Genomic DNA, 21,920 nt, shown 5'->3' on the forward strand with positions numbered 1-21,920 from the left:
AGGAGTTTGCAACGAATGAATAACCGTCCCAACACCCCGTTACGGCCATTGGCCCGCGCCATCAAGCGACTTGGTAGTGGCCCGTCCAGCTGGCTGCCGCTGCTGCTGGTCGCGAGTGCTCCGGGCATAGTCGTGGCACAGGATTCTGGTCAGGAGCCGCTTGAACTGGGCGTGCTGGAAGTCGTTGGCGACTGGATCGGCGAGTCCACCAACGAGTCCGCGCGAACCTACACCGGGGCGCGTACCGTGATTGAGCAGGAGGAGCTGCACCAGCGCGGCGCGCTTAATCTGGAAGATGCGATGCGCTCGACGCCGGGTGTGCAGGTACTGGATGAAACCGGCACCGGCGTGCTGCCCAACATCGGCGTCCGGGGCTTGAATCCGTTGCGATCGGAGCGGGTACAGTTGCTGGTGGATGGTTACCCCATCGCGCTTGGTCCCTACAGCAACGTAGGCGTGTCTCTGTTCCCGGTGACCATGGCCAGTATCAATGCGGTCGACATCGTGCGTGGCGGTGCGGCGGTTCACTATGGCCCCAATAACGTGGGCGGTGTGCTCAACTTCGAAACCCGCCCGATTCCTTACGAACTCGAGCAGACCATTCGTCAGCAGCTGACCATTGCCGAAGAAACCGGCAATGTGTTCAGCGATACCTACTATCGGGCCGGTGGTTACGTTACCGATAAGCTCGCGCTTCAGCTTCAGGCCAACGTGCAGCGTGGCGACGGTTTCCGTGATCACAGCGACACCGAAGTCGACAATGTCATCGTGGATGGCCGTTATTTCATCAACGATGAGCACGAAGTGGCCGCTCAGTTGCAGTACTACGATGTGCGGGCGGAGCTCCCCGGCGCCCTGAGCCCGGACGCCTACCGGGATGACCGTACCCAGTCCCAGCGCCCCTTTGATGAATTTGATGCGGACATCGTGCGTGGCACCCTGGAGTGGGTGTATACCCCCAGTGACGATGTCAAATTCGAGTGGCGCAACTTCGCCCACGATGCCGACCGTACCTTCGACTTTGGCCAGAACTTCAGCAGCGGCGGTCATTGGGCCGATCCTGCCATCCCCTCCACCCTCGTCGCCGACTCACCACGGCCGTTCAAGGTCTACGGTACTGAGCCGCGCCTGACGCTGCGTCAGGGCAACCACACGGTGATTGTCGGTGCGCGTTATGTAACCGAAGACGTGCAGTTCCTGGTGAATCGGGAAGAACTGGCCACCGGGATCACCACCAACGTCCGTGACTGGTCGCTGGATACCGAAGCCGTGGCGGTCTATGTCAGCGATACCATGAGCTTTGTGGACGATCGTCTGACGGTGACGCCTGGTGTGCGTTACGAAAACGTCAAAATGGATTTCACCGACAACATCGCTGGCGCCGATCAGGACAACCACGCCGAAGAGCTGTTGCCGGGTCTGACCGTGGGCTATCAGGCCACCGATGAGGTGTTCCTGTTCGCCAACGGCCAGCGGTCTCTGGTGCCGGTGCAGATTGCCCAGGTGTCCCGCGAAGGGGAAGTGGCAAACGAAACGGCCTGGAACTATGAGCTGGGCGGTCGCGTTCAGTTGCGTCCGGATCTGCTGACGTCCGCCACCCTGTTCCGCATCGATTATAAGGACCAGATTCAGTTCGACAGAACGACCAGCCGCTTCGAGAACCTGGGCGAAACCCGACACCAGGGCCTGGAGCTGGATAATCAGTGGCAGGCCACCGACAACCTGTCGTTCCGCCTGGGTTATACCTTCCTCGACACCGAACAGCGTAGCGGCGACGACAAGGGCAATGAGCTGCCGAATGCGCCCCGTCATCACGTGACGGTCGGTGCTGCTTATGACTACCAGCAGTGGAACGCCAGCCTGGTCGGTAACTACGTCAGCGAGAGCTTCAGCGATGCCGCCAACACCGAGGAAGAGACCGCCGACGGCAGCGCTGGGGAACTGCCGAATTACGTATTGCTGAACGCCCAGCTTGGTCGTGACTTCAACGTCGGGCAATCCCGTAACCTGCACCTGGCCTTGTCAGTGAACAATCTGCTGGACGAGGACTACTACTTCCGTGGTGTCGATGTGAGCCCGGTAGGACGGGTACCCGCGCCGGGTCGAGCCTATCTGGTGTCGGCACAGCTGGATTTCTAAGCGTTACTGGCCGATGCCGGCCGTTAAGGGTGGGTTGTCGCGGTACCGGGCAATCCACCCAGAAGCCCTCTTTCATTGGCGGGCTCGGGACATGCACCTTCCGGCTACCACAGCCATCGGATGTCACGCCTTCGCGCTCGGTAGGTCGTGCCAGCGTGATGCCCGCCACCGACAAACCTGAACAAGGCCAAGGAGTTGCCTGAAGGCGTATCCAGCCTCTCCCGCCTAACTCCCATCAGACTGGAGACGATTATGCGTCCTGAGTTGGTTGTTTTGACTCACGTGGTTACCGAAGCCGTCAACCTTGGATTCCTGCCCGCGGCCCGTCAGCTGGGGTTAACGGTGACCATCCTTACCGATCAGCCCGAAGAGCACCATCGGCATTTCAGCGCGCCGGGGATGCCTGCCTATCCCGATGAGATCGTCGGCTGTGACGTGTTTAACCCGATTGCCGTCATTGAATTGCTGGAGCAGCGCGGGCGACCGGCGGCGCTGTTTTCCAACAGCGACCATTTGCAAGCGGTCACGGCGATGGCGGCGGATTATTTCAGCCTGCCCGGCAAGGACTGGCGGGTGTGTTACCGGGCCAAGAACAAGGCCGCGATGCGAAGCTGGTCGCGCCAGGTCGGCGTGGCGGCGCCCTGGGCCCAGGTGATCTCCGACCAGGGCGCGTTGGAGGCCGCCATGGCACAGGCTCCGTTCCCCGTCGTGGCAAAGCCCAGGGAAGGCGTCGCCAGTATGGACGTGTGCCTACTCAGTTCCCGCGATGCGCTGCGCCGTCATGTGGAGGCCTTCTGGCAGCGTTGCCCGGGACAGCCGTTATTGCTGGAAGCGTATATGCAGGGAGACCTGTTCACGCTGGAGACGCTGGGGGATGGCGAGAACTTTGTGGTACTGGGGGGCTTCCGGGTAGAGCTGTCGCCGCCGCCGGATTTCGTTGAGATACGGGCTCAGTGGGTACCAGCCGGTGACGCCGAACAGTTGGCTGAAATGGTTCGCCAGATCCGCGATTTTGGCGTGCAGTTCGGTGCCTGCCACAGCGAGTTTGTGTTGACCGAAGACGGCCCGCGGCTGATTGAAATCAACTACCGCAGTGTTGGCGATGGCCGCGAACTCTTGCTCGACCGGCTGTTCCCATTCCCGTTGTTTGAAACGATCCTGCGATTGCACCTGGGCGAGCCGCTGCCTGAACTCACCGTGGAGAGGGGCCACGCGCTGATTGAATACCTCGTGGCCAGCCGCGAAGGTCGGATCAGTCAGGCCCCTGATGGCTTCACCAGGCCGCTGGGCCAAGGCGAACTCAGCTTCCATCCACTTCGTCAAGCCGGAGAGCGAATCGTGCTGTCCCGTTCCAACAAAGACTATCTGGGGGTGATCAAGGCCTATGGCGCCGATCTTGAGACCCTGCACGAGCGGGTCGGCGAGCAGGCCAGGGCGTTGCTGCCGGCATGGGAGATTGGCTCATGACTGCATTCGGGTCCGGCGAGACCGTATCGGCACTATCAGCACCACCATCGGCATCGCAGCCTGGCATCGAGCGGCGGGCCGCCGTCGATTACGTCAGCCTGCGCTTGATCGATACCTTGTTGCGTGAAGACGCCCAGGGGTTGATTGCACGCAGCCAGCTGCTGCCGTCGGCTGGTGCCCCTTTTACCCTTGCTCAGAGTCTGCCGGAGGGGGCGCACTGGCTGTGCTACCCCCTGGCCGATCGCACATCGTTGTGGTTTCTGGTGAACCCTGGCGAATTCATGCAATCGTGGCGGTCGGCCGCTGGCGTGGTGATGCACTACCACCCCGAGCAAGGCGCACAGTGGGTCCCGGATTACCGGGAACTCTTGGCACGGCTCGCCGTCGGGCTGCCGGAGGAGGCCGCTGGGCTCTATACCGACTATGCGCATGAGTGTGACGTTGCGGTTTCGCACCGGCTGCTGTGCGAGGCCGAGCGTCGCCGCTGGTTCAACGAACTGCAGCACCAGGGGGATGCCTGGCCGGCGGCGAATAACTGGAGCGGCCGCTTTCTGTTCTACGACCGCCTGGCGGCATTCCTGGACCACCCCTTTTACCCGTCGGCACGGGCCAAGCTGGGCTTTGGCCCGCGAGAGCTGGCGGCCTATGCCCCGGAGTTTCAGCAGGCCTTCGAACTGCGCTGGTTGGCGGTTCCCTCATCCCTGTTCGAGGGGACGCTGGATCAAGTCCCCGAATACTGGCCGAGTTTTGCCAAGGTCGGGTTGTCGCCGGAGCTGCAGGGGTGTTACCAGCTGGTGCCGGTGCATCCGGCATTGTGGCATGCGGCACTGGACGGATACCTGCAGGAGTCCGGCCTGGACGGCGAGGTCATTCGCGCCCCGGAATCGGCGCTGCGGGTCAGGCCAACCCTGTCGGTGCGCACACTGGTGATCGAAGCGGATCCCGGCACCCATCTCAAAGTACCCCTGACCATTCGTACGTTGGGCAGTAAGAATATTCGCACCGTGAAACCCAGCACCATAGGGGATGGGCATCGGGTACAGACCGTGTTACGGCGAATTGCCGCCGACGATGGGGCATTGCAGGACCGGCTCCTGCTCACCGACGAGCAGCGCGGTGGGCATGTGGCGGCGCAGAACTTCCTCGGCTTTATTCTGCGTGGCTATCCGGCGGAGCTGGCCAATGCCTCGCTGATCAGTGTGGCCGGTTTGTTGGCGGAGGGTGCCGACGGTCGGACGACGGTGGAAGTTGTGGCGGCGGAGTTCTACCACGGTGATCTGGCGGCCCTGTGGCAGGAGTACCTTGACCTCACCTTGACCCTGCATCTGCGGCTGTGGCTGCGCTATGGCATTGCCCTGGAGTCGAACCAGCAGAATTCGATGCTGGTGCTGGAGTCCGGGCAGCCGTTGCGGTTACTGCTGAAGGATAACGATGCGCCGCGCATCTGGCTGGAGCGGCTGGCTGCCGTCTGCCCGGAGCTGGCTCACCGTGCCGATCAGCTTCAGGATCGACGTATTCTGGCTGACGGTGAACAGGCGTTGGCGCAGATGTTCATCACCATCAGCTTGCAGCTGAATCTGGCGGTGCCATTGGAAGGCTTGATCGCGAGAGGACTTATGGACCGGCAGGCGGGTTACCGGCAGTTGCGCGGCAGCGTAGAGCGGCAATTGCGGGAGCTGCATCAGGAAGGGCTGGATACCCGGCTGGCCGACGAAGTCCTGTTGCAGGCAGAACGGCTCCCCGCCAAATATCTGCTGCGGGCTGGCAGCCTGGAGAGCAAGGCGAGCACCGGAGCGGCGGATATCAACAAGTTCTATGGCGAAACCGCCCCCAACTTTCTCCGCCAGGACGTTGAGGCGACATCATGAACCGCGCCCAGCGGCGGCAGGTGATGCTGGTGTTGTTCTGCCATTTCACGGCGGCCTTGGCGGCTTTGGGCATGCCGCCGTTCTTCGGCTTGATCCTGGCGGATTCGCTCGGTGTCAGTGCTGGCTTTGTGATCGGCTGGTGCTACGTGGTGCCAACGGTGTGTACCGCCCTGACCAGCCCCTGGTGGGGACGATTTGCCGATCGCTTTGGCAAGAAAGTGTCGCTGTTGCGGGCCCAGCTTGGGCTGGCGCTGGGATTTGGCTTGGCCAGCCTGGCCGACAGCCTGTGGATGTTCGTGCTGGCCCTGGTGGTGCAAGGCGTCTTTGGTGGCACCTTTGCGGCCTCCAACGCCTATCTCAGCACCTTCGTGCGCGGTGAAGCGTTGGCGCGCTGCCTGAATCTCATGCAGGGCTCGGCGCGGGCGGCGATGGTTGCAGCCCCGGTACTGTTCGGCTTTTTGGTGATGCAACTTCGTCCCCTGAGTCTCTATGGCTATCTGGCCCTGTTGCCGTTGCTGGCCGCTTTGTTGCTGTGGTGGGCGCCGGCCACCCTGCAACCGCAAGCCGAAACCGCGCCCGAGTCGCCTCGAGCCGAAGAGCCGCCGTCGGGTAACCGGCCATGGCCATTTGGGTGGCTCTACGGGCTTCAGTTCGGGTTTGCCTTCTGCACGGTGGTCACCTTTCCGTACTTCGTGTCTTTCGCGCAACAAATCGGCGCTTCGACGCTGCAGGCGGGGCTGTTGTTCAGCCTGCCTCATCTGGTTTATCTGTTGTCGGTCTGGGCCATTGCCCGTCTGACCGAGTCCATGTCGGCCATCCATGTCATCGCGGCAGGCCTTGGATTGCTGGTGCTGGCACTGCCAGTCCAGGCCGTCGCAGCTGACTGGATTCAGCTGATTCCTGGACGTGTGGTCATGGGCGCGGCAATGACACTGTGCTTTATCGGGCTTCACCGCCTGGTCAGCAGCGCTCTGGTGTCGCGACGCAGTGGTCGGCTGTTTGGGTCGCTCGACAGCGGCTCCAAATGGGCCGGTGTGGCAGCCGGCCTGGTCGCCGGCCTGGCAAGTGTGCCCTTGGGGTTGACGGCGCCGTTCTGGCTCGGCGCCGCCAGCGCGGCACTGACACTGTTGGCCCTGGCGCTATTGCTCTCGTTCCGGAACACCACTACAACCTTGGCAAAGGAGTGATCCCATGGGCAGTCCCGCCTATCAAGACTATTTTCTCACCAAGACACACAGTGATTTGGCCAATCAGCGCTCAATTGAAGCGCTCCTGAACTGTTACTGCCGGGATGTGGCCGCGCCAGCAGAGTGCCTGAGTGTTGAAGCCATGCAGGGCGGGCGTTGGCCTCAGGCTTTGTATCAGCGGGCCGCCGTAACCGGGCACAGCGGTGCGGTACTGCAAATCCAACTACCCGCCGAGCGAGGCAGCGTGGCAATCGCGGTGCTACGGGCTTCCGGCAGCCTGAACTTCCGGTACTTGTCAGCACCGTTCCACAAAGCCAAAGGACAAGGCTGGAAGCGACTGGACTACCGTCAGTTGGCCGCGCTGTTGCTGGACTCCATGGCCCGGCAGTTTGAGGAGCCGTTTAACGCCGAACTGTATCGCCAGATACTCAACAGCGCGCAGATGATGCAAGAGTTCGTGGCAAAGGCGCCGGCATTAATCGAGTGGGGTGAAGGCGCTCGCGGCTATGTTGCTTCCGAGCAGGCACTGACGTTCGGTCATGCCTTCCACCCGACGCCCAAGAGCCGAGAAGGTTTCAGCGCCGAGGATACACGTCGTTACTCGCCGGAAGTGGGAGCGGCTTTTCAGCTGGAATACCTCGCGGTTCGACATGAGGATCTGTTGTTTGCCGCTAATGCCGAGCACCTCGGCGACGACTGGCTGACCGCGCTGTCACCTGCGGATCTTGCGGTGCCAGACGGCTACACCGCCTTGCCCATGCATCCCTGGCAGGCGGATTACATGCGCCGCCAGCCGCTGGTGCAAGCCGCTCTGGCCTCGGGCCGCTTGCACGAACTGGGGGTCTCTGGACCGGAGTTTCACCCCACCGCGTCGGTGAGAACCCTGTACTCCTCAACAGCTGAGTACTTCTATAAATTCTCCCTGCACATGCGACTCACCAACTGCGTGCGCAAGAATTCCTACTATGAACTCGAAAGTGCGGTGGCGTTGAGTTCGATTCTACGGTCCCGTTTGCGGGGGCTGTCGCAGCTGTTCCCGGATACCGGCGTGCTGTATGAGCCGGCGTACGTGTCGGTGCGATTCGATGACCACACGAAGGAAGAGCAGACGCTGTTGACCGAAGGCTACGGTATGTTGCTGCGGGACGGGCTGGCGCCGAGCCTTGCCAAAGGCTTCACCCCCATGCTCGCCGCTGCCCTGTTTCAGGAGGATGTGACTGGAGTCAGTCCGGTGTGGCGTTATGTTTCCCGGCTCGCTCGCCGGCGTGGGTTGGACCCCGCCAGTGCCGCCCTGGTCTGGTTTGATGCCTATCTTGAACGAGTGCTGGAGCCGGTACTGTATTGCTTCTTCCATCATGGGGTGGTGTTCGAACCGCATCTCCAGAACGTGGTGATCTGCCTCGATGGGGACCTGCCGGCGCAAGTGCTGTTGCGGGATCTGGAAGGCACGAAACTGGTCCAGGAGCGCTGGCCGGAACAGCAGCTGCTGGAAATGGGGAATCGGGCCAGAAAGTCCGTACTGTACGGGGCATCTCAGGGTTGGGGGCGGGTGGCCTACTGTCTGCTGGCCAACAACCTGTTTCAGGCGCTGTTCCATCTGGCTGGCGCTGATGCCAGTTTGGAGCAGCGGCTGTGGCAGCGGCTGCGGGAACGACTGGCCAGATACCAGGCCCGCCATGGCTGTGCCATGTCCGATGTCCATATCGGTGGCCTGCTGCGGGGCGAGGCGTTTCCCTATAAAACCAACCTGTTGACCCGGGTGTTCAAGCGCGCCGATCGGGATTCCCAATACGTCTCGCTCCACCACCCCTTAGGCACCCAACATCCATAGCGGCAGATCGTCGAACAAAGGTAATGACCATGCAACTGAATTATGACCTTGCGGTGGCGGTGGCGACGGAGCTTGCCGCCACTGAAAACGACCCCTTGTGCGCCTATGTGTACGACCTGGACGGTTTGCGTACTCATATCCAACAGCTGGTTGCCAGTCTGCCGCCGCAATGCCAGTTGTTCTACGCCGCCAAGGCCAACGCCGAGACGCCGGTACTGCAAGTGCTGGCGGACCATGTTCATGGCTTCGAGGTGGCCTCCGGCGGGGAGCTGCACTGGCTCCGTGAGCACTTTGCCGAGGTGCCGCTGATCTTCGGCGGGCCCGGCAAGCTGGAATCAGAGCTGCGCGCCGCCATCGATGCCCAGGTGGAGCTGATCCACGTGGAGAGCCGGCTCGAGCTGGAGCGCCTGGCTCGGTTAGCGGACGAGGCGGGGCGGCCGGTCGATATCCTGCTGCGCATCAACTTAACTTTGGCAGAACTGCCCAGTACCACCCTGACCATGGGCGGGCGACCTACGCCCTTTGGCCTCGATGAGTCGGAGCTGGAAGGGATTCTGGCGTGGTTGCCCACTCAGCCGAATCTGCGGCTACAGGGATTCCACTTTCACCTGTTGTCGCACCAGCTGGACGCCGCGGCCCACCTGCGCCTGCTGCAGGGGTACTGCCGTCAGGTGAAACGCTGGTGTAATGACTATGGCCTCGAGAGTCGGCACGTTAATGTCGGGGGCGGCATTGGTATCAACTACGTGGAGCCGGACAACCAGTTCAACTGGCCGGTGTTCAGCCAGGGGCTGGCAACCCTGATCGAGCAGGAGCAGATGCAAGACTGGACCATCCGCTTCGAATTTGGCCGCTACGTGACGGCGGCGTGCGGCTACTACGTGATGGAGGTGCTGGATCTCAAGCGCAACCTCGGCCAGTGGTTCGCGGTGGCGCGTGGCGGCACCCACCACTTCCGGACACCCGCCGCACAGAGCCATAGCCATCCTTTCCATGTGGTATCCCGTAGCCAAGCGGAATCCCGTACCGGCGGCGCAGGGAATCCGCCAGCGGTGCTGGAGCGCGAGCCGGTTACCATCGTGGGCCAGCTGTGTACGCCCAAGGATGTGCTGGCGCAGCAAGTACCATTAGACCGGGTGGCGGTGGGGGACTGGCTGGTCTTCCCCTACGCCGGTGCCTACGCCTGGAACATCTCCCATCATGACTTCCTGCGTCATCCCCGACCGCGCTGTGGTTATTTCGACGGCGGCCGGGTGGTGGTGGCACCCTAGGGGGACCGGTGCTGTCTTCGTTGCTTGAGCCGGTGCTGCCGGACGATCCCAGTGCCCGCGGCCACTGCCTGAAAGCCTTGGCGGTGACGGTGCCGCGTCTCGAGGGCGATGCCGGGCGGGCGCAAGGCTGGCTGCCACTGAGTCGGTTGCTGGCCGAGCACAGCCTGGTGCAGCCATGGCTGCAAGCGGACCTGGACGCGGGTTCATTACCCTCCAGGCGGGTTGCGCTGTCCCAGTTGTACAAGCAGATCTGTCTCGATCTGCTGGCGCCGGTTTGGGTGGCCGCGCTGGCCCGGGGGAGGGAGTTTGCCGTCGCGCCCAGCCAGCTCTGGCTGCGCCGGGACGCCGGTGCCGACCGCTACGGGGTCGCCTTTGTGGCTGGCGACCCGAGCGCCAGCCCACTGGATGAGTCCCGTCTGCTTGCTGACGTCGGGGTGCTGGTGGCCGCGCTGGAGCGATTATTTCGCCAGCGGTTGCAGCTCGGTGCCGCTTCTTTCTGGAGCACGACCGCACTGGCGCTGGCGCAACCGTGGATTCGGCTGCGCGGTGAACTCGATTCGGCCATCCTGGCCCCGGCGGCAATGGCGGTGCTGGAACAGCTGGACCCGAGGCTCTGCCGCTACCTCCAGTGGGCGCCAGTGAGCCAGGCGGGAACGGCAATGGATTTCGTCTTGCGTCGCCGCGGTTGCTGCTTCAAATACCAACTCCCTGGCGAAAGTTTTTGCGGCACTTGCGGGATAGGCTGAGGACTTGCATTGACGGGCCCTTGCGGTTTGGTTCCTTATGCATATAAATGCTTTTAAAAGCATTCGTTATTCTTTCTCTGGTTTTGTGATCTTCGTTATTCTTGCGCTTTCCCTCCCTGAGTAACACGTATGGAATGGCAAGGCTGGTTTGCGCTGGGCTTGGCGGGTCTGGCGCTGCTGTTGATGAGCATTGGCCGCCTGGGGCCGCACCTGGTGATGCTGGGCGTGATGATCCTGCTCAGCGCCACCGGCATCATCGAGGCCCAGCAGGCCTTGTCCGGCTTCAGTAATGGCGGGTTGATCACCGTGGTAGCCATGTTCGTGGTTGCGGCGGGTATCCACCATTCCGGCGGAGTCGATCTGGTGGTCCAGTACCTGCTGCGCTCGCCCCGAACCGTCCGCTCGGCCCAGGCCCGTATTGCGCTACCGGTGTCGCTGTTGAGCGGTTTCCTTAACAACACCCCGGTGGTTGCCACCATGATCCCCGCCATCCATGCCTGGTCCCGCAAGATCGGCATTGCGCCGTCGAAGCTGATGATTCCACTCAGCTATTCCGCGATTCTCGGTGGCACCCTGACGCTGATTGGCACCAGCACCAACCTGGTGGTCAATGGCCAGTACCGACAGCTGACCGGTGAACCAGGATTCTCCATTTTCTCGATTACCGCCGTGGGGCTGCCAGTGGCTCTCGTGGGTCTTGCGACCATGTTGCTGGTATTGCCGCGCCTGTTGCCGGACCGTAAGGACCAGCAAAAATTCGGCTCCATGCGCGAGTTCACGCTGGAGGTGGCGGTCGCCTTCGACGGCCCGCTGGTGGGCAAGAGTGTCGGCGAAGCCGGGCTACGGGAGCTGGACCGACTTTACCTGGTTGAAATTGAACGGGATGGCAGCGTGGTGACGGCGGTGCCGTCAGAGGAACGTCTGCGCGGCGGCGACCGGCTGGTGTTCGCCGGGGAGACCCAGGCCATTTCCGACCTGCTGAGAATCAACGGGATCGTGCCGTCGGTGCATGAGGATGAACCCAGCCTGAGTCAGGATCGGGCCGAACGCTGCCTGGTAGAGGCGGCCTTGTCTCCGCAATCGGATGTGCTGGGGTTAACCATTCGCGATGCCCGGTTCCGGGATCGCTATGGTGCCGTGGTGCTGGCGGTGGCCAGGGGCGGCGAACGGGTGTCCGGCAATCTGGGCAATATTCGGCTGCGGCCGGGGGATGTGTTGCTGTTGGAAGCACGACCGGCCTTTCTCAGCCGCCAGCGATACGCCAAGGACTTTTTGCTGATCAACGACCTCGACACCCAAACCCCGCGGCATGACCGCGCCTTTGTTTCCTGGGGCATTCTGCTGGTGCTGGTGGCTGCAGCCGCGCTCGGGGTTACCAGTATGCTCAATGCGGCCTTGATCGGCGCGGCCTTGATGATCATGAGCGGTTGTTGCTCCGTCGGGCAGGCGCAAAAGGCGGTGGATGTTCCGGTGATGCTGACGATTGCGTCTTCTTTTGCCCTGGGGGCCGCGCTGGAGTCAACCGGGGCCGCCGCCTACATGGCACAGGAGATTCTGGGCCTCAGCGCGGGTCACCCCTTGCTGACCTTGATGCTGGTCTATCTGGTGGTCTCGGTGCTGACCGAAGTGATCACCAACAATGCGGCAGCGGTGTTGGTGGTGCCGGTGGTGCTCTCGATGACCGGCGTTCTGGGCATTGCGCCGGAGCCATTCATCATTGCCGTGATGATGGCCGCGTCGGCCAGCTTCGCCACCCCCCTGGGATACCAGACCAATATGATGGTGTTCGGCCCGGGAGGCTATCGCTTCCTGGACTTCGTCAAGATTGGTTTGCCGTTTAATTTCTTTATCGGGCTGGTGAGCGTGGCGGTCATCGCCCTGGTCTACGATATTCCGCTCTAGGACACTAGCCGATCGCCCGGGGTCGGGCCTCTGGTGGCGCCATCTGGGCCGCCAGTAGGTCGCAGCACAATACCTGCAGGCGACCGCACTGGTAATAAGCCAGGGACAGGGTGATGCACATGTGCGCGCCGGTGACTGAGAGGTAAGGCGTGGTGGCCTGCAGGATGTTGGGCTGCGCCAGCGCCTGCTTCAGGTAGTTTTGCCGAAAACCATCGGCGCTTTCCGTATTCTCCAGGGGCAGGAAACGACGGTCCTGTCGGTGCTTGGGGGCTGCCGCCGTGGCGGTCCGGTCTATCTGTATCCCGTTGATGTCCATGAGGTAGCAGCGGGAAGCCGCGGGATGATCGAGCAGTGCCTGGCAGGCCTGCTCCAGTTGCATCCCCTCATTAAGCCCCTTGATCGCTGTCAGGAAGTGGCCGCTGAACTGGGGGATGATGCCGGCAATCGGGTCCTGATCCAGCCGCTTGCCGTTCTTGTACTCCGCCAGCAGGGCGCTGATGTCCGGGGCCTGTTTCCGCAGCGTCGACAGATCGGTGGTGGGGTGGCAGAAAAAGAAACCCTGCACGAAGTCGACACCGGCATCGATGGCGATCATGGCTTGATCCCGGGTTTCCACGCCTTCCAGCAATACCAGGCAGCCGGACTGGTGGAGCAGCGCCACCATGCCGTTGAGGATGTGCCTGGCTTTGCGGTCCCGGGTGGCCCGGGTCAGCAGCGAGCGGTCCAGCTTCACGATGTCCGGTGACAGGTTCCAGATCCGTTCAAAATTGGAGTGGCCGGCGCCGAAATCATCGATCGCGGTCAGACAGCCCAGTGCCTGATAGTAATTGACGGCTTCCTGGAGCTGGCCGGCATCGTCCGTGGGCTGCTCGACAATTTCAATGACCACTCGATGTGGCGCCAGTCCGGTGCGTTCCAACAACTGGCCAAAGAATGAGTCGCAGCGTCGGCCATTGGCCACCACCTGCGGTGATACGTTGAGGAACAGCCAGTTGATCGGGTCACTGAATGCGGCGAAATTTTGCAGGTGGAGGTAACGGCAAAGCCGATCCAGCAACAGGTTTTCGGCCGCGTCCCGGGGCAGCTGGAAAAGGTGAATCGGCAAAACGCGGGCCTGGTCGGTGTCGTAGGCCCGAACCAGGGCCTCGTAGCCAACAACCCGTTGGTGGGAGATGCTGTAAATGGGTTGCAGCGCAGTTTTGAGTGTCAGTCCCTGGTAATCGGCGCTCCAGCCAGATTCACTTTGGTTCAGCAAGGGCGCGATCAGGCTGAATTCCGTGGTCGCCAGCGGTTGGGGCAGTAACTTGGACATGGAGCACTACTGACATCGGATTAAGGCAGATACTGCGGCCGGTCGCTGCGACAGCGACGGCCCCCCTGAGTCTTCATGTTCGACAAACCAACAGAGCTTGCCAGAGTTTCGGGGGACATGCCACTGCCAGCGTTACGCCAGCGTGCGTGCAACGAATGGCGCCGATGGGAATGGGCCCAGAGCGTGCAGGCCGGGAAACCGGTGATGCAAAAGGGAAGTGGTTGATTAAATTAAATACGCAGTGGCGGTGCCGCCGGCTCGATGTTGAAGCGCCTGGCGACACCCTCTGGAAAGCGTGATTAGTTGTTGCTTGGAACGACGACACTTTCGTCAAATTCGACTTCCATGATGCCTCCTCCTGTTGGGGTGGTCGCTGATAGGTGTTAATTCTATTAGTTGCACAAATCCGCTCAATCCGTAAAACCCGAATCAGACTAAAGGTGGCCGGGGCGAGGGTGGCTCGGCTGGCCCGATGGTGCCGGGGCCTATCAATTTCCATCAAATAATTTGAACGTTCAGGCCAAAACATTTCGGTTGGTTTTTGCAGGGCGCATTTCTAAACTGGTTTTCTCAACCTGCTGAATTTATTGAAAGGAAATTGCGGCATGCCGCTGAAAAATACGTCAACCCGATTTGGCCTGGTGAACGTGATTCTGCATTGGGGCGTTGCGCTGGCAATCCTTGGGCTGTTTGGGCTGGGGTATTACATGGTCGATCTGAGCTACTACGACCCCTGGTACCGGACCGCTCCGCATATCCACCGTAGCATCGGCATTCTTCTGCTGCTGGTGATGGTGTTCAGGCTGTTTTGGCGCTTGGTCAATCCAACCCCGGAGCCGCTGCCCAGTCACCAGCGCTGGGAGCGGTTTGCCGCTCACCTGACCCACGGTGTGTTGTACCTGCTGATTTTTGTCGCGCTGGTGAGTGGGTATCTGATTTCTACCGCCGATGGCTCCGCCATTCGGGTGTTCAACTGGTTTGAGGTACCGTCGCTCACCGGCCGCGTTCGCGGTATGGAAGAAATCGCTGGGGATATCCATTACTGGTCGACTTGGGCACTGGTGGCGCTGGCGCTACTGCACGCCCTGGCCGCCATCAAACACCATATGTTTGACCGGGATGAAACCCTGCGCCGTATGTGCGGTTTGGCACCCCGGTCTTGATGTGATTCGTCGTTGTTACTCATTGCCTATGGGCAGTCATCAAAGGAGAAAACTATGAAAAAACGTTGGTTGGTTTCGGCCGTTGCGGCCATGGCCTTAAGTTCTGGCGTTCAGGCCGATGACGGCGCCGGCGTCTATGCCTTCGATAAAGAGGGCTCCCACCAGTTCGTGATGTTCAAAATCTCCCATTTGGGATACAGCTGGCTTTACGGCCGCTTCAATGAGTTTGAAGGTCAGTTCAGTTTCGATGCGGAGAACCCGGCGGCGAGCTCGGTCAATGTGACCATCAATACCGACAGCGTGGATTCCAACCATGCCGAGCGGGACAAGCACCTGCGCAGCGAAGATTTCCTGTTTGTGGACGAGTTTCCCCAGGCTACTTTTCAGAGCAAGCGTATCACCATCGATGAAGACGGTGACGAGGCTGATATCGTGGGAGACCTGACCCTCCGTGGCGTGACCCGTGAAGTGACCCTGGAAGCCGAACTGATCGGCCATGGTGAAGACCCCTGGGGTGGCTACCGCATGGGCTTTGAAGCGGAGACCGAACTCGAGTTGGCGGATTTTGGAATCCCCATGGACCTGGGCCCGGTCTCACAAACCGTGGAAATGATCATCTCCATTGAAGGGGTGCGGCAGTAATCTGCTGACTCCGCTACGGCCAGGGCTTGGTGTCCTTTGAAAAGTGATACCCGGTGCTGGCCGACTTCCCACCTTTTATCTTGACGCTCCCATGGGCGTATCTCTGCGCACCCGATTACCGGCTGATAGGTTGAAACTGCGGATGTCGTTGTTTCCGCTAGAATGGAAGGTGCAATCGCGCGGGCGGCCGTGGTGTCAGCGGCGTGTTTGGCTGGCGGACTGTTGTGAGCCATGGCCGCAGCGGCACAGGTGACGTTGGCGCAGGAACTGGGCGATGAAGATGACCAGGCAAACCAATACGCCGGCCCACAGGTAGGGGGCGGTAATCCGCAGGGTTCCACTGATCGCGAATTCAACCAGCAGCATCAGCAGCAGAGCCAGCGATCCGTTGATCAGCGCGGTCAGCAAGGCTCGCCCACAGGCTTTGAGGTTTGGGGTCATAGGTTGCGCTCTTACTCTCGTCCAACGGACTGGCGTGTACTCTGCCGGCAGAATACGGCGAGCCAGGGTAGCCCTCCATTCGTGAATTCCGCTATTGGAAAGGATTGGCTGTTTGATCCGGCCTCAGCAGCGGGCGCCACGCCGACGCTGCTAATAGGGTTGGTGTCGGAGTCCCTGGCTCCATATAATGAGCGACCAGTAACGTGCCGCCTGGGCGGCAGAGGGAATTCATAACAGCCAGCAAGAGGCATCCATGCCAGAGTTTCAGACGACGGACGAGGGCTTTGAACGGGTCTCACTCAAGGAATACACCGAGAAGGCCTACCTCGACTACTCTATGTACGTCATCCTTGATCGGGCCCTGCCAAATATTGGCGATGGCCTGAAGCCGGTGCAGCGGCGGATTATCTATGCCATGTCGGAACTGGGCCTGAAATCCACCGCCAAGTACAAAAAGTCCGCCCGTACCGTAGGGGACGTTCTGGGTAAGTTCCACCCCCATGGTGACAGCGCCTGTTACGAGGCCATGGTCCTGATGGCGCAGCCGTTCTCCTACCGCTATCCGTTGGTGGACGGTCAGGGCAACTGGGGCTCTCCGGACGACCCCAAATCCTTTGCCGCCATGCGTTATACCGAATCTCGTCTGACGCCTTTTTCCGAGGTGTTGCTGGGTGAACTGGGGCAGGGGACCGTGGACTGGGTACCCAATTTCGATGGCACCATGGATGAGCCGGCGACACTGCCCGCCCGGCTGCCGCACGTATTGCTCAATGGCACCACGGGCATCGCGGTAGGGATGGCAACCGATATCCCGCCCCACAATGCGCGGGAAGTCACTGCCGCGTGCATTCGATTGCTGGACGAGCCCGACGCGACCGTCGGCCAGCTGTGCGAGCACATCAAAGGCCCGGACTTTCCCACTCAGGCCGAAGTGATCACCCCCCGCAAGGACCTGTTGCAGATGTACGAAACGGGCCGGGGTTCGCTGCGGATGCGGGCGCGCTGGGTCAGTGAGGGCGGCGAGATCGTCGTCACCGATTTGCCGCACCAGGTGTCCGGCAACAAGGTCCTGGAGCAGATCGCCCAGCAGATGCAGGGCAAGAAGCTGCCCATGGTGGCGGATCTCAGGGATGAATCCGATCACGAAAACCCGACCCGTCTGGTCATTGTTCCCCGGTCCAACCGGGTCGATCTGGAAGGGCTGATGGCGCACCTGTTCGCCAGCACCGACCTTGAAAAAACCTATCGGGTCAACGTCAATGTGATCGGCAACGATGGTCGTCCTGCCGTCAAGGATCTGCGCACGCTGCTGACCGAGTGGCTGAGCTACCGCCGGACGACGGTTCGGCGCCGGCTTCAGCACCGTCTGGACAAGGTACTGGCCCGCCTGCACATCCTCGAAGGGTTGTTGATTGCGTTCCTCAATATTGACGAGGTGATCGCGATCATCCGTCACGAAGACAAGCCGAAGCCGGTGTTGATGGAGCGCTTTAGCCTGTCGGCGGACCAGGCGGAGGCAATCCTCGAGCTCAAACTGCGCCACCTGGCGAAACTTGAGGAAATGAAAATTCGCGGCGAGCAGGACGAATTGGCCGCCGAACGTGACGAGCTCCAGGCTATCCTGGCGTCCGAAGAACGTCTTCGCGATCTCATCAAGGCCGAGCTTCAGGCTGATGCTGAAAAGCATGGCGATGACCGTCGTTCGCCCATCGTCGAGCGGGGCGAAGCGAAAGCCTTCAGCCAGACAGATCTGGTCTCTAATGATCCGGTCACGGTGGTGCTGTCTGAGAAAGGTTGGGTCAGAGCGGCCAAGGGCCACGACATCGAGCCGGAGGGCTTAAGTTACAAGGCCGGGGATCGATTCGCCCTGGCTGCGCGTGGTCGCAATAATCAGCAGGCGATCTTCCTCGATTCCACTGGTCGGGCTTACGCGTTAATGGCCCATACCCTGCCTTCGGCCCGTGGCCAGGGCGAGCCCCTGACCGGTCGTATTAACCCGCCTTCCGGCGCTGCGTTTTCCGGTCTGCTGATGGGGGATTCGGAGCGGAAGGTGTTACTGGTGACCGATGGCGGCTACGGTTTCGTCACCTCCCTGACAGAGATGGTCAGCAAGAACCGCAATGGTAAGTCCGTGGTAACGGTGCCCAAGGGTGCGCGCATCATGCCGCCCCAACTGTTACCCCGGGACAGCGCCCATCTCTATCTGACGGCGGTGTCCAACGAAGGTCGGATGCTGGTCTTCCCCCTCAGTGAGCTGCCGGAACTGGCGAAGGGTAAGGGCAACAAAATCATCAGTATTCCGGGTGCTCGGGTACAGAATCGGGAAGAGTACGTGGTGGCCACCGCAGTGTTTGCCGAGTCCGATCAGCTGGAAATCCGCGCCGGTAAGCGCAAACTGGGACTCCAGTTCCGCGATCTGGAGCACTATCTGGGTGAGCGCGGTCGCAGGGGCCATAAACTACCCCGCGGACTGCAGCGGGTGGACGGCATAGAGGTGATTCGAGCCGCCGACAACGAGGAGCAAAGCGAGAGTGAGTGAGCTGGTCTTGATTAACGTTTCCGGGCGGGATAAGCCTGGATTGACGTCGGAAATTACCGGCATCATGGGGCGCTACGAGGTGCGGATTCTCGATATTGGGCAGGCGGTTATTCACGACCACCTGACATGGGGCATCCTCGCCGAGATTCCCGATGAGTCGAAGGCGCCGCCGGTGATCCGGGATCTGCTGTTCCGGCTGCATGCCCTGGACCTTCAAGTGCGGTTCGCGCCCATCACCGTGGAGGAGTACCAGTTATGGGCAGAAGGGCGGAATCGGGCCCGTTACATTGTCACCCTGCTGTCCCGGGACATCAAAGCCGAACAGATCGCCAAAGTATCCGCCATCACGGCGCGTTACGGGCTGAATATCGACAACATATCCCGGCTGTCCGCGCGGCCATCGCTGGATCCGACCGAGAACCGGATCGCCTGCGTGGAATTTTCCGTACGCGGTGCGCCCTCCGATGCCGAACAGTTACGGTCGGATTTTCTGCGCATCGCCGCTGAGATGAACGTGGACATCGCCTTTCAGGAGGATTCCATTTTTCGCCGAAATCGCCGGCTGGTGGTGTTCGATATGGACTCCACCCTGATCGAGGCGGAAGTGATCGACGAACTGGCGCGGGAGGCTGGTGTCGGCGATCAGGTCGCTGATATTACCGAGCGCGCCATGCAGGGGGAGCTGGATTTCAGTCAGAGTTTTGCGGAACGCCTCGGACTGCTCAAGGGCCTGGATGAGTCCGTGCTGGAACGCATCGCCCAGCGGCTGAAACTTACCGAAGGCGCGGAACATCTGATCAGCCGGCTGAAATCCCTCGGTTACCGCACGGCCATTCTTTCCGGGGGCTTCACTTACTTTGCACAGCATCTGCAGCGCAAATTAGGCATTGATTACGTGCATGCCAATGAGCTGGAAATCATCGACGGCAAGGTGACAGGCCAGGTCTCCGGGCCCATTGTCGACGGCAAGCGCAAGGCCCAGCTGTTGCTGGAAATTGCCGAGAAGGAGCATATTTCCAGGGAGCAGGTGATTGCCGTGGGTGATGGCGCTAACGATCTGCCGATGCTCAGTCAGGCTGGGCTGGGGGTCGCTTTCCGCGCCAAACCGCTGGTGAAGGAGTCGGCTCGCCATTCCATTTCCACTCTGGGGCTGGACGCCATTCTGTACCTGATCGGCTTCCGGGAAAGCGAGAATCGCTGATTCAGTCACGGGGTGGCCAGTAGCGGCCATCCCGTGACTGCCACTGAGGCGGCCTACTGATCGCCAAAGTCGTAGTTCATCTCTGGAACCGGGGCCTGTACATAGTAACCCTGGATGTAGTTGACGCCGGCTTGCCAGAGCGTTGACAACACCACCGCGTTCTCCACCATGGGGATAATGGTGAGTTTGCCGGTGCCTTGCAGCTCTTTCACCATCTCCTGGACTCGCTCCTTCGCCTCGTCGTTTTTCTGCAACTCTTCGGTAAAGGAGCCATCGATTTTCACATAGTCCACTTCCACATGCTTGAGGGTGTTGAACGGGTTCAACGCACCGCCGAACTGGCTCAGGGACACCTTGCAATGCAGCTCATGCAGTGATTTGGCAAACTCTTTCGCCAGCTTCAAATGGTTGGTGGCGTCTCCCTCACGCAGCTGGAAAATCAGGGCGTCACCAGGCAGTCTGGCGGCTTTCAGAGCCACACTGAGCCATGGTGTGAAGGTCTTATCCTGAAGGGATTCCGCACAGACATTAAGGAACAGGCGGGAATCATGCCCGCGGGAGCGATGGGACGCCAAATGCTTGATGGTTTGCAGGATGACCCAGCGATCAATCTTGACCGCCATTTCTGACGGTCCCATGGGCGGCAGGATTTCATAGGGAGAGACTTCTTCGCCGTCTTTGTTGAGCATGCGAACCGTTGCCTCGTAATGCTCTTCCCCTTCACCGCGCAAGTTGATGATGGGCTGGTACAGCAGACGAAACCGGTCTTCATCGAGAGCCTTCTGAATCACCTCAGCGGCACTTTCTCCGCCGAGCCCCTCGGCATCCGCGGGATTGTAGACCACGATACCGTTGCCATCCTGGTGTCCGTCCAGTTTGCGGACCTCGTCGGAGGCAACGTGGCCGCGCCCCAGCATGTCGGCGGCCTTGGGCGCATTCTCGGTAATGGCGGCTATGCCGATGCTGACGGTCAGCTGAATGGTGCGACCGTCAATGTCGAAGAGGTGATCCTCAATGGTCTTGCGCAGGCGCTCGCAAGCCGTGTGCATCGCCTGCTGATCGCAGGTGCCGGTCAGCAGGCCGAAAGCATCATCGCTCAAGCGCGCCAGCAGGAATTCATTGCCGACCTGCTCCTTGAGGATGTTGGACAGGTCGCCCAATAGCAGATCCGCCCCGGCGATGCCGAGCTGCCCTTTAATGGACATGAAACGGTCGAGAGCGATATAGGCCAGGGCGCCCGGTTCGCTGCGTTCGGCGGCTTGGGCAATGGTGGCCGCAAGCTCATCCATGAAATACTGTCGGTTGTAGAGGCCTGTCAGCAGATCCTGGCTGCTGATCTGGCGCAACTTTTCTTCCAGCTCGGCGTCGCTGTGTTCCGGCTGTATAACGATCTGGGTACAGGGTTCGGAGTCATAGGTTGCCGACGACACGGCGAAGGTTATGCTCAGCTGCTGGTCGTCGCTGCGCCGGGCCTGGCAGTTCAGGGTCATGCCATCGCTGCCGGATTCCGCGAAACTCTTCATGAACTCCTTGTACTTGGCCTGGCTGTCCGGGGTCAGGGTGTCGAGGATCGGGACGCACATCAGCTCATCGAGGTCGTCGTAGCCGAGAAAGTCCATGTACGACTGGTTGGCGTAGATGTGCATGCCATCGTTGATGTAGGCGATGGCGTCCTTGGAGCTTTCCAGCAGTAGCTGGCAACGCTGCTCGGCCTCGTGCAAATGAGATTCCAGGGCGCGACGCCTGCGCCGCTCTTCCAGTGCACTCAGTTCCCGGAAAATGGTCAATACCAGCAAGTCGGAATGCTCGGCCTCGACTGTGGCCTGGGCTCCAGAGCGCATAACCTGGACGGTGCGGTCCCGGTCGAACTGGTCGGTGAGCAGGATGAACGGAAGGTCCTTGTCGAGACGCTTTATCATCGCCAGCGCGGCGTCGGGCGCGAATTCCTGAGCCTTGTCACGGGCCAGTAGCAGATCCCACGATGCGGATTTTAGCGTTTCTTCGAGGTCTTCTTCCGACGTGATGCGGTGTGCCCGCGTGGCCCTGCCGGAATTTCGTAACAGGCTGACCAGGGATTCCGCGTCATTCTGGTCGGGGTCTAGAATCAGTACGTGAACCGTCGATTTCTTCTTCTGCATACGTCAGGTGTCTCGCGGATAGGGAAAACCGGGATGCCCGGTCCTTTCGGAGTCAGTCTTGTCTTCAGGGAAC

15 protein-coding genes are annotated in these 21,920 nt (G+C 60.8%); 12 read left to right on the plus strand and 3 right to left on the minus strand.

Annotation, left to right across the window (positions count from 1 at the left end):
* Positions 1-15: 15 nt before the first annotated feature.
* The 8 genes from N6L25_RS03760 (at position 16) to N6L25_RS03795 (ending at position 12,411) form a co-directional block, all read left to right on the plus strand.
* A complete protein-coding gene (locus N6L25_RS03760; RefSeq protein WP_271978004.1) occupies positions 16-2,139 on the plus strand; it encodes a TonB-dependent receptor family protein in 2,124 nt (707 codons plus the stop codon).
* Positions 2,140-2,391: 252 nt separating this feature from the next.
* Positions 2,392-3,606, plus strand: a complete 1,215-nt coding sequence (locus N6L25_RS03765; protein ID WP_271978006.1) for an ATP-grasp domain-containing protein — start codon at positions 2,392-2,394, stop codon at positions 3,604-3,606.
* The gene (locus N6L25_RS03770) at positions 3,603-5,474 is read left to right on the plus strand and encodes an IucA/IucC family protein (RefSeq protein WP_271978009.1); all 1,872 of its coding nucleotides are present in this window, start codon (positions 3,603-3,605) and stop codon (positions 5,472-5,474) included. Before N6L25_RS03765 ends, N6L25_RS03770 begins: the two co-directional genes overlap by 4 nt.
* Positions 5,471-6,661: an MFS transporter gene (locus N6L25_RS03775; protein WP_271978010.1), complete on the plus strand. Its 1,191-nt coding sequence runs from the start codon at positions 5,471-5,473 to the stop codon at positions 6,659-6,661. The genes N6L25_RS03770 and N6L25_RS03775 overlap by 4 nt, the downstream gene beginning before the upstream one ends.
* A 4-nt stretch (positions 6,662-6,665) precedes the next feature.
* Positions 6,666-8,492 (plus strand): IucA/IucC family protein, encoded by a 1,827-nt coding sequence (locus tag N6L25_RS03780; RefSeq protein WP_271978012.1) that lies wholly within the window; start codon positions 6,666-6,668, stop codon positions 8,490-8,492.
* A 29-nt stretch (positions 8,493-8,521) separates the two neighbouring features.
* Complete coding sequence (locus tag N6L25_RS03785) at positions 8,522-9,763, plus strand: type III PLP-dependent enzyme (protein ID WP_271978014.1); 1,242 nt, start codon at positions 8,522-8,524, stop codon at positions 9,761-9,763.
* Positions 9,764-9,771: 8 nt separating this feature from the next.
* Positions 9,772-10,509, plus strand: a complete 738-nt coding sequence (locus N6L25_RS03790) for a (2Fe-2S)-binding protein (protein ID WP_271978016.1) — start codon at positions 9,772-9,774, stop codon at positions 10,507-10,509.
* Between the two features lie 129 nt (positions 10,510-10,638).
* Entirely contained in the window at positions 10,639-12,411 is a 1,773-nt protein-coding gene (locus N6L25_RS03795; protein ID WP_271978018.1) for an SLC13 family permease, read from the plus strand.
* A gap of 4 nt (positions 12,412-12,415) precedes the next feature.
* On the opposite strand, the gene N6L25_RS03800 is transcribed toward N6L25_RS03795, so the two are convergent.
* Positions 12,416-13,723 carry an EAL domain-containing protein gene (locus tag N6L25_RS03800; RefSeq protein ID WP_271978021.1) on the minus strand — a complete coding sequence of 436 codons (1,308 nt, stop codon included), beginning with the start codon at positions 13,721-13,723 and terminating at the stop codon, positions 12,416-12,418.
* Between the two features lie 605 nt (positions 13,724-14,328).
* Between N6L25_RS03800 and N6L25_RS03805 the strand changes: the two genes are divergently transcribed.
* Positions 14,329-14,886 carry a cytochrome b gene (locus N6L25_RS03805; protein ID WP_271978024.1) on the plus strand — a complete coding sequence of 186 codons (558 nt, stop codon included), beginning with the start codon at positions 14,329-14,331 and terminating at the stop codon, positions 14,884-14,886.
* A 54-nt stretch (positions 14,887-14,940) separates the two neighbouring features.
* Entirely contained in the window at positions 14,941-15,528 is a 588-nt protein-coding gene (locus N6L25_RS03810; protein ID WP_271978026.1) for a YceI family protein, read from the plus strand.
* Between the two features lie 195 nt (positions 15,529-15,723).
* Here the strand turns inward: N6L25_RS03810 and N6L25_RS03815 are convergent, their stop codons facing one another.
* Complete coding sequence (locus N6L25_RS03815) at positions 15,724-15,969, minus strand: hypothetical protein (protein WP_271978028.1); 246 nt, start codon at positions 15,967-15,969, stop codon at positions 15,724-15,726.
* Positions 15,970-16,222: 253 nt separating this feature from the next.
* Here N6L25_RS03815 and parC point away from each other — a divergent pair, with 253 nt between their 5' ends.
* A complete protein-coding gene (gene parC / locus N6L25_RS03820; RefSeq protein WP_271978031.1) occupies positions 16,223-18,508 on the plus strand; it encodes a DNA topoisomerase IV subunit A in 2,286 nt (761 codons plus the stop codon).
* Complete coding sequence (gene serB, locus N6L25_RS03825) at positions 18,501-19,709, plus strand: phosphoserine phosphatase SerB (RefSeq protein WP_271978033.1); 1,209 nt, start codon at positions 18,501-18,503, stop codon at positions 19,707-19,709. Before parC ends, serB begins: the two co-directional genes overlap by 8 nt.
* Positions 19,710-19,762: 53 nt before the next feature.
* On the opposite strand, the gene N6L25_RS03830 is transcribed toward serB, so the two are convergent.
* Positions 19,763-21,847 carry an EAL domain-containing response regulator gene (locus tag N6L25_RS03830; RefSeq protein ID WP_271978035.1) on the minus strand — a complete coding sequence of 695 codons (2,085 nt, stop codon included), beginning with the start codon at positions 21,845-21,847 and terminating at the stop codon, positions 19,763-19,765.
* Positions 21,848-21,920 lie beyond the last annotated feature (73 nt).

This window comes from Marinobacter sp. SS21 (assembly GCF_028369065.1).
In the GTDB taxonomy this organism is placed as follows: domain Bacteria; phylum Pseudomonadota; class Gammaproteobacteria; order Pseudomonadales; family Oleiphilaceae; genus Marinobacter.